At 55.3% G+C, this 12,565-nt stretch carries 13 protein-coding genes; 6 read left to right on the top strand and 7 right to left on the bottom strand.

Annotated elements, in window-relative coordinates:
- Positions 1-42 precede the first annotated feature (42 nt).
- Positions 43-282, bottom strand: coding sequence for a cell division protein ZapB (gene zapB, locus NIM72_RS11660; protein WP_003851242.1), 240 nt, complete (start codon positions 280-282; stop codon positions 43-45).
- A gap of 405 nt (positions 283-687) precedes the next feature.
- On the opposite strand from zapB, the gene NIM72_RS11665 reads away from it, so the two are divergent.
- From NIM72_RS11665 to glpX, 3 genes are all read left to right on the top strand, one after another.
- On the top strand, positions 688-1,542 hold the full coding sequence (locus NIM72_RS11665; RefSeq protein ID WP_010258182.1) for an MIP/aquaporin family protein: 855 nt from the start codon (positions 688-690) through the stop codon (positions 1,540-1,542).
- A 30-nt stretch (positions 1,543-1,572) separates the two neighbouring features.
- A complete protein-coding gene (gene glpK / locus NIM72_RS11670; protein ID WP_033734465.1) occupies positions 1,573-3,084 on the top strand; it encodes a glycerol kinase GlpK in 1,512 nt (503 codons plus the stop codon).
- Positions 3,085-3,180: 96 nt separating this feature from the next.
- Complete coding sequence (glpX, locus tag NIM72_RS11675; RefSeq protein ID WP_253420461.1) at positions 3,181-4,191, top strand: class II fructose-bisphosphatase; 1,011 nt, start codon at positions 3,181-3,183, stop codon at positions 4,189-4,191.
- On the opposite strand, the gene emrD is transcribed toward glpX, so the two are convergent.
- The gene (gene emrD, locus NIM72_RS11680) at positions 4,181-5,374 is read right to left on the bottom strand and encodes a multidrug efflux MFS transporter EmrD (protein ID WP_253420462.1); all 1,194 of its coding nucleotides are present in this window, start codon (positions 5,372-5,374) and stop codon (positions 4,181-4,183) included. The genes glpX and emrD overlap by 11 nt on opposite strands.
- 273 nt (positions 5,375-5,647) lie before the next feature.
- Here emrD and fpr point away from each other — a divergent pair, with 273 nt between their 5' ends.
- Entirely contained in the window at positions 5,648-6,394 is a 747-nt protein-coding gene (gene fpr, locus NIM72_RS11685; RefSeq protein ID WP_253420464.1) for a ferredoxin--NADP(+) reductase, read from the top strand.
- Here fpr and NIM72_RS11690 read toward each other — a convergent pair.
- Positions 6,385-6,819 carry a DUF805 domain-containing protein gene (locus NIM72_RS11690; RefSeq protein ID WP_222924837.1) on the bottom strand — a complete coding sequence of 145 codons (435 nt, stop codon included), beginning with the start codon at positions 6,817-6,819 and terminating at the stop codon, positions 6,385-6,387. The genes fpr and NIM72_RS11690 overlap by 10 nt on opposite strands.
- Before the next feature lie 98 nt (positions 6,820-6,917).
- Between NIM72_RS11690 and NIM72_RS11695 the strand changes: the two genes are divergently transcribed.
- Together NIM72_RS11695 and tpiA are read left to right on the top strand one after the other, a co-directional pair.
- The gene (locus NIM72_RS11695) at positions 6,918-7,508 is read left to right on the top strand and encodes a DUF1454 family protein (protein WP_161732993.1); all 591 of its coding nucleotides are present in this window, start codon (positions 6,918-6,920) and stop codon (positions 7,506-7,508) included.
- Positions 7,509-7,628: 120 nt separating this feature from the next.
- The gene (gene tpiA, locus NIM72_RS11700; RefSeq protein ID WP_253420466.1) at positions 7,629-8,396 is read left to right on the top strand and encodes a triose-phosphate isomerase; all 768 of its coding nucleotides are present in this window, start codon (positions 7,629-7,631) and stop codon (positions 8,394-8,396) included.
- A gap of 28 nt (positions 8,397-8,424) precedes the next feature.
- Here the strand turns inward: tpiA and NIM72_RS11705 are convergent, their stop codons facing one another.
- The 4 genes from NIM72_RS11705 to fieF form a co-directional block, all read right to left on the bottom strand.
- Positions 8,425-9,198, bottom strand: a complete 774-nt coding sequence (locus tag NIM72_RS11705; protein ID WP_253420469.1) for a CDP-diacylglycerol diphosphatase — start codon at positions 9,196-9,198, stop codon at positions 8,425-8,427.
- 160 nt (positions 9,199-9,358) lie between these two features.
- Positions 9,359-10,348, bottom strand: coding sequence for a sulfate ABC transporter substrate-binding protein (locus NIM72_RS11710; protein ID WP_161732987.1), 990 nt, complete (start codon positions 10,346-10,348; stop codon positions 9,359-9,361).
- A 142-nt stretch (positions 10,349-10,490) separates the two neighbouring features.
- The gene (pfkA, locus tag NIM72_RS11715) at positions 10,491-11,453 is read right to left on the bottom strand and encodes a 6-phosphofructokinase (protein WP_003851263.1); all 963 of its coding nucleotides are present in this window, start codon (positions 11,451-11,453) and stop codon (positions 10,491-10,493) included.
- A 207-nt stretch (positions 11,454-11,660) separates the two neighbouring features.
- On the bottom strand, positions 11,661-12,563 hold the full coding sequence (gene fieF / locus NIM72_RS11720; protein WP_253420484.1) for a CDF family cation-efflux transporter FieF: 903 nt from the start codon (positions 12,561-12,563) through the stop codon (positions 11,661-11,663).
- Positions 12,564-12,565: the final 2 nt, after the last annotated feature.

A 12,565-nucleotide genomic window follows, 5' to 3' on the forward strand; every position in this document is an offset into this window, starting at 1 on the left:
AAACGGGTGCCTGAGCACCCGTTTTTCACATCAGCTGAGGCTTCAAACCTCTTCCATTTTTCCCAGCAAGGCACGCAGACGTTCCTGCCATACGTGTTGCTCTTCTTTCAGGTGCTGATTTTCACGCATCAGCGCATCGTGGTTGCCCGCGACTTGTTGCGCATCGTTACGCAGTGAGTTGTTCTGCTCTTTCAGCTCTTCGATTTCCATCTGCAACAGGGTGATGGTATCAATCGCCTGCTGTACTTTCGCTTCCAGTTTCTCAAACACTTCAAATGACATCTTTCTGACCTCTCCTAAATTCCTGCAAGGCGTTGATGATGCCAGCTTAAGCCAGCAACGTTGTCCCGATTGTATGTAGCCTCACCCCGCAAGTCCAGCAACGCGGCCTTTGCGGGCGTAGTCTGTAACACTTTTCAGCCAATCCCTGAATTTACGCTGCGCTTACTGCAGCTGCGTTCTGGCACTGGCCCGTTATCACTGCAATGAGGCGCGAATAATGGGTTAAGAAAGCCAGAATACGCGAAAACGCGCATTTTTATGACACAGTACACAAAAAACGATTTCGCTATTTCTCGTTTATGTTCGTTAACGATAAATTCACATCAGCCCTACATAAAAGCTGGGTGCCTCATGGACTGAGAACAAAAACTGATAAAATTTAACCTCGCTTCAGGAACCACTATTATGAGTCAGACAACTAACACGCTCAAAGGTCAGTGTATTGCCGAATTTCTGGGGACAGGCTTGATTATTTTCTTCGGCGCAGGCTGTGTGGCTGCTCTGAAACTCGCCGGTGCCGCCTTCGGTCAGTGGGAGATCTGCATCATCTGGGGTCTTGGCGTTTCCATGGCCGCCTACCTCACCGCAGGCATTTCGGGCGCGCACCTGAATCCGGCAATTACCGTTGCACTCTGCCTGTTTGCTAATTTTGAAGGACGTAAAGTTCTGCCTTATATCGTATCGCAGATTGCCGGTGCCTTTTGTGCCGCGGCGCTGGTATACGGTCTCTACTACAGCCTGTTTTTTGATTATGAGCAGAGCCATCAGATGGTGCGCGGCACGGTTGAAAGTCTCGACCTGGCAGGCATCTTCTCAACCTACCCTAATCCACATATCGGTGTCGGCCAGGCCTTCCTGGTTGAGATGGTCATCACTGCAGTATTAATGGCGGTGATTATGGGTCTGACGGATGACGGCAACGGCATTCCGCGTGGCCCACTGGCTCCACTGCTGATTGGCCTGCTGGTTGCGGTTATCGGTGGCTCCATGGGTCCTCTGACCGGCTTCGCCCTTAACCCGGCACGTGATTTCGGACCGAAGATCTTCGCATGGCTGGCAGGCTGGGGTAACGTTGCCTTTACCGGTGGTCGTGACATCCCTTACTTCCTCGTGCCGATTTTTGGCCCGCTGGTCGGTGCCTGCCTGGGTGCAGTAGGTTATCGCACACTGATTGGTCGCTACCTGCCAGGTACCGCCCAGGAACCTGCAAGCGTTCCAGCAGACAAACCAGTTGCACGCGCTCAGCAGCGTAAAGCGTAAGTTTCACCTTTTATCATCAGGACTGAATTTATGACTACCACAGATAAAAAATATATTGTCGCGCTCGATCAGGGAACAACCAGCTCACGCGCCGTCGTTCTCGACCACGACTCTAATATCGTTGCGGTATCGCAGCGCGAATTTACTCAGATCTACCCGAAAGCGGGCTGGGTTGAGCATGATCCAATGGATATCTGGGCTTCACAAAGCTCTACGCTGGTTGAAGTGCTGGCCCATGCCGATATCCGTTCTGATGAGATTGCGGCAATTGGTATCACTAACCAGCGCGAAACCGCCATCGTGTGGGAAAAAGAGACCGGTAAACCTATCTATAACGCCATCGTCTGGCAGGATCCCCGCACCGCCGACTACTGTAACAAACTGAAGAAAGAGGGTCTGGAAGAGTACATCCAGCACACCACCGGGCTGGTAATTAACCCCTACTTCTCCGGAACGAAAGTGAAGTGGATCCTGGACCATGTTGAAGGCTCACGTGAGCGTGCGAAACGTGGCGAGCTGCTGTTCGGTACCGTTGATACCTGGCTGGTCTGGAAAATGACTCAGGGCCGCGTTCACATTACTGACTATACCAACGCCTCACGTACCATGATGTTTAACATTCACAAGCTCGAGTGGGATCAGCGCATGCTGGATATCCTGGATATCCCACGTGAAATGCTGCCGGAAGTGAAGTCCTCGTCTGAAGTCTACGGTCAGACCAACATCGGTGGTAAAGGCGGTACACGTATTCCTATCGCCGGTATTGCCGGTGACCAGCAGGCCGCGCTGTATGGCCAGCTGTGTGTACAGCCTGGCATGGCGAAAAACACCTACGGCACCGGCTGCTTTATGCTGATGAACACCGGTACTGAAGCGGTGACCTCGACCCATGGCCTGCTGACCACTATCGCCTGTGGCCCGCGCGGTGAAGTGAACTATGCGCTGGAAGGTGCCGTATTTATCGGGGGTGCCTCTATTCAGTGGCTGCGCGATGAGATGAAGCTGATCAGTGAAGCGGCTGACTCTGAATACTTCGCGATGAAAGTGAAAGATACCAATGGCGTTTACATGGTGCCTGCTTTCACCGGCTTGGGCGCACCTTACTGGGACCCGTATGCCCGTGGCGCAATCTTCGGTCTGACGCGCGGCGCGAACGCTAACCACATCATCCGTGCGACGCTGGAGTCGATCGCTTATCAGACGCGTGACGTGCTGGAAGCGATGCAGAATGATGCCAACACCCGCCTGCAGGCGCTGCGTGTGGATGGTGGTGCGGTATCCAACAACTTCCTGATGCAGTTCCAGGCTGACATCCTCGGCACCCGTGTTGAGCGTCCGGAAGTGCGTGAAGTAACGGCGCTGGGTTCTGCCTATCTGGCGGGTCTGGCTGTCGGCTTCTGGCAGGATCTGGATGAAGTGCGCGCTAAAGCGGTTATTGAGCGTGAGTTCCGTCCAAGCCTGGAAACGACCGAGCGTAACTTCCGCTATGCCGGCTGGAAAAAAGCGGTTGCCCGCGCACAGGCGTGGGAAGACCAGGAGTAATCTCTGTGCCCGCGACGCTGGCCGTTGCGGGCCTTTTCCCCGCCCTGCTGCCCCGCTGTGTTACACTGCCTGCCGGTTTTTTGTCAGGTAGATGCCATGAAACGAGAACTTGCCATTGAATTTTCCCGCGTAACCGAAGCTGCCGCCCTGGCAGGCTATCACTGGTTAGGACGCGGCGACAAAAATGCAGCTGACGGCGCGGCTGTCCATGCCATGCGTCATGTCCTGAACTCCATTGAAATTGACGGTCAGATTGTGATCGGTGAAGGCGAAATCGATGAAGCGCCGATGCTCTATATCGGTGAAAAAGTTGGTACCGGTCGCGGTGATGCGGTCGATATTGCCGTCGATCCGATTGAAGGCACCCGCATGACGGCACTTGGCCAGGCTAACGCGCTGGCCGTGATGGCCGTCGGCGATAAAGGCAGCTTTCTGCACGCCCCTGACATGTACATGGAGAAACTGATTGTCGGTCCGACAGCGCATGGCGCTATCGATCTCGACCAGCCGCTGGAAACCAACCTGCGTAATATCGCGATAGCGATGAACAAGCCGCTGTCGCAGCTGACCGTATCGATTCTGGCAAAGCCACGTCACGATGCGGTGATCGGCCAGTTGCAGCAGCTGGGCGTACGGGTCTTTACCTTCCCGGATGGCGATGTCGCCGCCTCGATTCTGACCTGCATGCCGGACAGCGAAGTGGATGTGATGTACGGCATTGGCGGCGCACCGGAAGGCGTGGTCTCTGCGGCGGTGATCCGTGCACTGGACGGCGATATGCAGGGCCGCTTGCTGGCACGTCATCATGTGAAAGGCGACAGCGCTGAAAACCGTCGGCTTGGCGAGCAGGAGCTGCAGCGCTGTGCAGAGATGGGAATTGAAGCGGGTAAAAAGCTGACGCTGGGCGAGATGGCCCGTAACGACAACGTGGTATTTGCCGCCACCGGCATTACCAGTGGCGAACTCCTGAAAGGCATTACGCGTCAGGGCAATATTGCTACCAGCGAAACGCTGCTGATTCGCGGTAAATCACGCACCATTCGCCGCATCCAGTCGATTCACTATCTCGACCGTAAAGATCCGGCGCTCCATCCGTTTATCCTGTAACCGGCTGATTGCCGCGCTTCGGCTGACGTGAGAGCGGCAACCAGCAGAGCAGCATCACCAGCGCGGTAAAGAACATCAGCATGCCAAGGCTGAACTGATCGCGCTGCGGCATCATGGCTGAGAGCCACGCCACCAGGCCCGATCCCAGATTCTGCATGCCGCCAATCAGTGCGCCCGCGCTTCCCGCCAGCCACGCATACGGCTCCATCGCGCCTGAGGTCGCCAGCGGAAACAGCATACCGGCACCAAAGAAGAACAGCGCGGCGGGCACCAGCAGCGTCCAGATATTCATTACGCCGAACCATGCCGGGATCCACATCAGGATGCCCGCCAGCAGACAGCTATTCACGCCCCACCACATCAGGCTGTGCCATGAACCCTGCTCGCGCCCGGCAAACCACGCACCAAAGAACGCTGCCGGAATCGGCAGGATGAAAAGGATGCTGACGGTCAGGCTGTGCAGGCCGAGCACGCCGCCCAGCAGAACGCCACAGCTCGACTCAAAGACCGCAATCCCGGCCAGCGCGCCAATCAGCAGCACAATATAGCGGACGAAATTCGCGTCGCTGAGCAGGCGGGCGTAACGTTTAAAGAAAGGGGTCACTTCCGCACTCTGCGGCCGGGTCTCCGGCAACCAGCGCGCCATGGAACCGGTCACCGCAAGACAGAGCAGCAGCAGAAAGGCGAAACAGGCGTGCCAGCCAAAGAGCTGGGTCAGCAGTGCGCCAATCACCGGTGCCAGCAGCGGGCTGACCAGAATGCCCATATTAAGCAGGCTGTTAGCGCGACGCAGCGCGTGCCCCTCGTAGAGATCACGTGGCATGGTACGGGCCATCACGCCTGCCACGCCGGTTCCCAGTCCCTGGATTGCGCTACCCAGCACCAGCATATCGAGAGAGGTCGCCATCAGAGCCGTGATTGCGCCGATCATAAAGATCATCATGCCCGCCAGGATCACCGGACGACGGCCCACACTGTCTGACAGCGGACCGTAGATCAGCTGGGATCCGCCATAGGTCATCAGATAGGCCGCCATCACCCGCTGCAGCGCGCCATCCCGCACATTCAGGGCGTCCGCCATCACCGACATCGCCGGGACGTAGATAGTCTGTGCCATCTGCCCGACAGCCACCAGCACAATGAGCATCACCAGCAGTGGGCGATTTTCCAGTTTACTAATCATGATTATGCAAAATTTCTTTCTGTGAAAGGAGGTTAAAACAGCGGTTCACCCGCCAGTCATCTTGTTATGGCGGGCAAAATATCAGGATTGGATGACAAAGCGAGAGGTAAGCGAAAAGGTCCGGGCTTGCGCCTGTCAAGTTTATGCGCCAGCCTGTAAAGACAAAGCAACAGTTTGTCGATTAGAGCCTTTGCCAGGGCGCAGGCTGGCAATCTCGCTGGCTAGTCGCGAAAATAGTGACCTGCCTGAATAATCAACAACCAGGGAGTGATTATGGCTGAATGGGTCAATGGTGAAGTAAAGGAAGTCAAAAACTGGACGGATGCATTGTTCAGTCTCCGGGTAAAAGCGCCCATCGATCCTTTTATCGCCGGGCAATTTGCCAAGCTGGCGCTGGAAATCGACGGTGAGCGGGTGCAGCGCGCTTACTCCTACGTCAATGCGCCAAAAGATGACCTGCTGGAGTTTTACCTGGTCACGGTGCCAGAGGGCAAGCTGAGTCCGCATCTGCAGGCTCTTCAGCCGGGCGATCAGGTGATGGTTACCAAAGAAGCCGCGGGATTCTTTGTGCTGGATGAAGTCCCGGAATGCAAAACCTTATGGATGCTGGCAACCGGCACCGCGATTGGTCCCTACCTGTCGATGCTCCAGCAGGGCGAAGGGCTGGATCGCTTTGAAAACATCGTGCTGGTGCATGCCGCACGCTATGCGGCCGACCTGAGCTTTTTGCCACTGATGCAGCAGCTGCAACAACATTATCAAGGTAAGCTGCACATCCAGACGGTGGTGAGTCGCGAAGCGATCGCCGGTTCGCTGACGGGCCGGGTCCCGGCGCTGATCGAAAACGGTGAGCTGGAGCGCGCCACCGGGTTAAGCCTGGATGCCGACAGCAGCCACGTGATGCTGTGCGGCAACCCGCAGATGGTGCGCGATACCCAGCAGTTACTGAAAGAGACGCGCGAGATGCGCAAACACCTGAAGCGTAAGCCGGGCCATATCACCAGTGAACATTACTGGTGAGTCGTTTGCCGGTATCGCACCGGCTGCGTCGCGGTACCAAACCGGTTAGCGCCGGGGGTACCGCGAAAGACGCCGAGATCCAGCAGCAGACCAGCGATTAATGCAAGCGGAATGGCGCGGCCCAGCAGCCAGGGCAGAACCCCACCCAGCATGGTCCAGTTTCCCGCCACCAGCAGCCAGGCAACAATCACCAGAAATCCCCAGTAGCCGCGTCGATTGCGATCGTGCAGCCGTTTAACCATAACCGCGCTGGCGGGCCATAGCAGGCAGACCACGCCAAAGGCCGCCATCTGGCTATCAATCCAGTCGTTTGCTGCTAAGACGAATAACAGTGTCGTGGTCAGCAACCAGACGGCCTGCCAGATCCAGAAATCACGTCGTCCCAGTCGGCCGCGCCAGGAAAAACACCATTGTTGTAACGTCATGCATTATCATCCAGAGAGAAGAGAACCGCCGCGCTTTTGACCTCGCGAATAAAAACCGTTTTAATTTGCGCCTGAGTTTACGGGTTAGGATCGACAAAATGAAGAATTTGCCTGGCGCACTGCTGTTATCGTTTGCGCTGACGGTTCCGGTCTTTGCCGCCGATCCGCCACCGCCAGAACGGCCCGATGCGTTGCCCACCGCGCCTTATCTGCTGGCGGGCGCTCCCACCTTTGATATGACTATCGGCCAGTTTCGCGAAAAATATAATCTGGCCAATGCAGCATTGATGCTGCCGGAGTATCGCGCTATTGATAACCGGGGTGATAAAAGCAACCTGACGCGCGCCGCCAGCAAAATCAATGAAACGCTCTATGCCTCTACCGCGCTGGAACCCGGCACCGGTAAAATCAAGACGCTGCAGATCACCTGGCTGCCACTGCCTGGCCCGGACCAGAGCGCCTCACAGCAAAAAGCGCTGGCTTATATGACCGCCATGCTGCGCTTTTTTGTACCAGGATTAAGCGCCGAGGAAGGGCGTAAAAAGCTGGAGAGCCTGCTGAAGGAAGGTAAGGATTTACCCTACTTTGCGCAGGTCGACGGCGCGCTGCGTTTTGTGGTCGCTGACAACGGCGACAAAGGACTGACCTTCGCGATTGAACCGGTCAAACTGGCGCTCGCGAGCCCCTGATGATGTGGCTGAAAATGACGAAAAGCAAAGCCATCACTACATTTGATCTCTATACTGTCTGGCAGACAACGCTGCCGGCTGGCAGCGATTTTTCATGTATCGCGTTATGCGGAGGATAGAATGCGACATCCACTGGTTATGGGTAACTGGAAGTTGAATGGCAGCAAGCAGATCACAGCTGAACTGATCGCGGGTCTGCGTAAGGAACTCTCTGGCGTTGAGGGTTGTGGCGTCGCCATTGCACCGCCAGCGCTCTATCTCGAGCAGGCAAAACACGCCATCTCCGGTAGCCACATCGCACTGGGTGCGCAGAACGTGGACGTTAACCTGTCTGGCGCATTTACCGGTGAAGTTTCCGCAGAGATGCTGAAAGATATCGGCGCGAAATATATCATTATCGGTCATTCAGAACGCCGCACTTACCACAAAGAGAGCGACGAGTTTATCGCGAAGAAATACGCGGTACTGAAGTCAGTGGGCCTGGTTCCGGTGCTGTGCATTGGTGAAACCGAAGCAGAAAACGAAGCGGGTAAAACCGAAGAAGTCTGTGCGCGTCAGCTGAATGCCGTTCTGGAAACCCAGGGCGCTGAAGCGTTCAAAGATGCGGTTATCGCGTATGAGCCCGTCTGGGCCATCGGTACCGGCAAATCTGCGACCCCTGCTCAGGCTCAGGCCGTGCACAAATTCATCCGTGATCATATCGCGAAGAAAAATGCAGCTATCGCTGAACAGGTCATCATTCAGTACGGCGGCTCTGTTAACGACAAGAATGCTGCTGAGCTGTTCACCCAGCCTGACATCGATGGTGCGCTGGTTGGCGGTGCGTCACTGAAAGCAGATGCTTTCGCGGTAATCGTTAAAGCTGCGGCGGCTGCAAAAAACGCTTAAGCATTAGCATTCCGGGCAGAGGCGGCGCTTAAGCCGCCTTTTTTATGGGCGCGATCAGCTCACAGGCGTGATCCTGCAACTCCTCAGCCGACCCACTGTTCAGCAGCAGCCAGTTTCGCTGAATCGCCATCAAGACCAGTCGCCCATCGCTTAATTCAGCCAGTGCCAGTCCATATTTCCCCATCTCTGTGCGTGCCTCTGGCCGTTCATCGGCCAGTCGGATAAATGCACTCTGCTGAGTCAGCTCGTCCGGGGTCAATGCACGCAGCCAGTAGCGGTGCTTACGCAGCATGATGTCCTGCCACTGACCGCTAAGCTGCGGCGTCAGCTCGTCGAGCTTTTGACGCACATCGGCCCGCAGACAGGAGAGATGAATATGGAGCTGATTCTGCGTGCGGCCATATTGTGAATTGATCGCCAGTGACAGGACCCGATCATCAATGGGTGAGCCGCGTCGCTGTGCAAGCAGGGTTCGTTCATGCCACGCAAGGGCAAAGTAGTCAGGCGTCGCGGGTTGCAGTAACTGCGGGCTTTCGATACCGGTGATTTTGTCGAGCGGAATCAGCAGATACTGCAACGGCCCGTTCATATCTTTCAGCATGGCATAGCGATGCGGCTGGTCAACACGCTGGCAGGGCGCAGGGTCTCTGCTGCTCTGCTGATGAGGCACACATTTCTGGCTGACAATCTGCCAGAGTGCATCACTGTTCTTTTTGAAATGCAGTGCGGCAGCCAGTATTCCCGCAATGAGCAGCACCAGCAGAACCGCAACCAGGCTGGTTGCACGACGATTTGTCGGCATAACAACGCTTCCCGAATGGTTTAGCAGCCTGCATCCTCGCCTGGCGGGAAAAAAATGTCACGGGGAATTCGGGCAGATAACCCAGCGGCTGGGCAGAGAAAAGAAAAGACGTGAGGGTGGCGGATAAGCGGTCAGCGCAGAGCGCGCTGACCGCAATACGTTATGGTTTCATGACCTGGTCATAGCTGCCGCCATCGGCGAAGTGGGCTTTCTGAGCCTGCGCCCAGCCACCAAACTTGTCCTGAATGGTGAACAGCTTCACGGGTGCAAAGGTGCTGGCAAATTTCTTCGCGATTTCAGCATCACGCGGGCGATAGTAGTTCTGTGCAGCGATGGTCTGGCCTTCTGGCGAGTAGAGATATTTCAGATAAGCGTCAGCGACTTTACGCGTGCCCTTTTCATCCACCACTTTATCGACCACCGACACGGTCGGTTCAGCCAGAATCGATTCGCTCGGGGTAACAATCTCGAACTTGTCTTTACCCAGTTTGTTAACCGCCAGATAAGCTTCGTTTTCCCAGGCGATCAGCACATCGCCAATCCCGCGCTCAACGAAGGTGTTGGTGGCGCCGCGTGCACCCGAATCCTGCACTTCAACGTTTTTGAACAGCGCTCTGACGTAAGCCAGCGCTTTAGCCTGATCACCGTTGTTATGATCCAGTGCCCAGCCCCAGGCCGCCAGATAGTTCCAGCGGGCGCCGCCGGACGTTTTCGGGTTAGGCGTAATCACAGATACGCCTGGCTTCGTCAGGTCGCTCCAGTCATGGATACCCTTCGGGTTATCTTTACGAACCAGGAAGACGATGGTCGAGGTGTAAGGCGCAGAGTTGTCCGGCAGACGTTTGATCCAGTCCTTATCAATACGACCGCGTTCGGCAATGGCATCAACATCGGATTGCAACGCCAGTGTGACCACATCCGCCCGGATGCCGTTAATCACGGAGGTCGCCTGCTTTCCGGAACCGCCATGCGACTGGCGGACCACGACATTGTCGCCGGTTTCCTGTTTGTAGTGCGCACTGAACGCTTTGTTGTACTGTTCGTACAGTTCACGCGTTGGATCGTAGGATACGTTTAACAGCTGAATGTCTTTCGCCAGAACGCTGGTTGAGGCCAGCAACAGGGTAACGCCAATACTCCACTTGTTCATTACGCACTCTCCCAATGTCGTTATGGGCTAAGCGTGACATAAACCATTACAGAGCTAAAAGAATTAAAAATAAGCTGTTATAACCGAGGGGAATATGCAAGGAGAATGCTGGGGCATGCCGTGCAGCACACCCCGCCTGTAATTAATAGAGTTTTTTCGCCGTGTCGAGCCAGTCACGCTTGAAGGGACGTTTCATGTTTTCAATTGCGTCGACGATGTCGTGATGCACCATCTTCTCGTTCTGAATACCCACACAACGGCCGCCGTAACCTTGCATCAGCAGTTCAATGGAGTAAGCGCCCATGCGTGAGGCCAGGATACGGTCATACGCACAAGGTGCACCGCCACGCTGAATATGGCCCAGAACGGTCGAACGGGTTTCACGTTTGGTTTCTGTTTCAATGAAACGGGCCAGATCGTCGATATCGCAGATGTGTTCGGTAATCGCCACGATAGCGTGCTTTTTACCTTTGGCGATGCCCGCTTTGATTTCCGCAACCAGCTCTTCGCGGGTATACGGGAACTCTGGCAGGACGATGAACTCGCAGCCACCGGCAATCGCCGCCGCCAGGGTCAGATCGCCACAGTAGCGGCCCATCACTTCAACAATCGAAATACGCTGATGCGAAGAAGAGGTGTCACGCAGGCGGTCAATCGCTTCAACCACGGTTTCCAGCGCTGTGAAATAACCGATGGTGTAATCCGTTCCGGCCACGTCGTTATCGATGGTGCCTGGCAGACCGATGCATGGGAAGCCCATTTCAGTCAGGCGCTTAGCACCCATGTAGGAGCCGTCACCACCAATCACAACCAGCGCATCAATACCGCGCTTTTTCATGTTCTCAATGGCAACCTGGCGCACATCTTCATTACGGAACTCAGGGAAACGCGCTGAGCCCAGGAACGTGCCACCACGGTTAATCATGTCGGAGACGCTGTAGCGATCAAGATTAATCATGCGATCTTCGTACAATCCCAGATAACCGTCATAGATCCCAAAAACTTCCAGTCCTTCACTCAGCGCGGAACGTACCACTCCACGAATAGCTGCGTTCATGCCTGGGGCGTCACCGCCACTGGTCAATACACCAATTTTTTTGATCATGACAACCTCTGGATTGTTCAAAACTAAGGGTTAATCCTGCCTGTCGATCGCTGCTGAAGATCATTTTACGATTAGCGCGACATGTGATGGCAGATAGTATATCAAAGGCTTGCTGCTGAATTGATTCAGGTCAGACAACTTTTCACTATTTTTTGCAGCAATGTTAGCGTTACGTCATTCCTTTCGTATCGATTTGATTCATTTACGTTAAAAACCTAAAGAATCTTCTCTCTCGAACGGTACCACAGAACAGGGATCCTGATGGATAATTACGTCTGACCCAGGAAATTCTTTGCGTAATGCCTTCTCAACCTGATCGGCTACCCGGTGCGCCTGCACCAGTGGCAACTGGTCTTCCAGTTCCAGATGTAGCTGAATAAATTTAGTGGGGCCGGACTGGCGGGTTCGCAGGTCGTGGACGCCCTGCACCTGTGGCCAGTTTGTCGCCAGTATCAGAATCTGCTGCCGCTCCTCTTCAGGTAGCGCGCGATCCAGTAATGACTGCACCGCCTCATAGCCCATACGCAACGCACTGTAGAGAATGAAAATGCCAATCCCCAACGCGAACAGGGCATCAGCCCGGACAAAGCCATAGCTGCTCAGGACCAGCGCGATCAGAATGGCACCATTCATGATGACGTCCGACTGATAGTGCAGCATGTCAGCCCTGATGGCCTGACTGCGGGTTTTACGCACCACCCAGCGCTGAAAGGCGACCAGCACCAGCGTTGAGCTCAGTGCCAAAACGGTCACCACAACGCCAACGCCGGGCGCCCGCATCTCACTGGGCGAGGCAAGATGCTGCAGGCCAGTCAGAAACAGAAACAGCGCCGAGCCGGAGATAAACATACTTTGCGCCAGCGCCGCCAGCGATTCCGCTTTGCCGTGCCCGAAAGTATGATCTTCGTCAGCCGGTTGCAGCGCATATCTCACCACCAGCAGATTGGTCAGGGATGCGGCGATATCTACCAGCGAGTCTACCAGTGAAGCCAGCAAACTCACCGAACCGGTGTACCACCAGGCAAAAATTTTCACGATTAACAGCACAGAAGCAAGAATGGTGGCGGCCAGCGCAGCACGCTTTACCAGTCGGCCATAAGAGGATCGCATGC

Origin of the sequence: Pantoea sp. B550, assembly GCF_024158165.1 — a bacterium.
Taxonomy (GTDB): domain Bacteria; phylum Pseudomonadota; class Gammaproteobacteria; order Enterobacterales; family Enterobacteriaceae; genus Pantoea; species Pantoea alfalfae.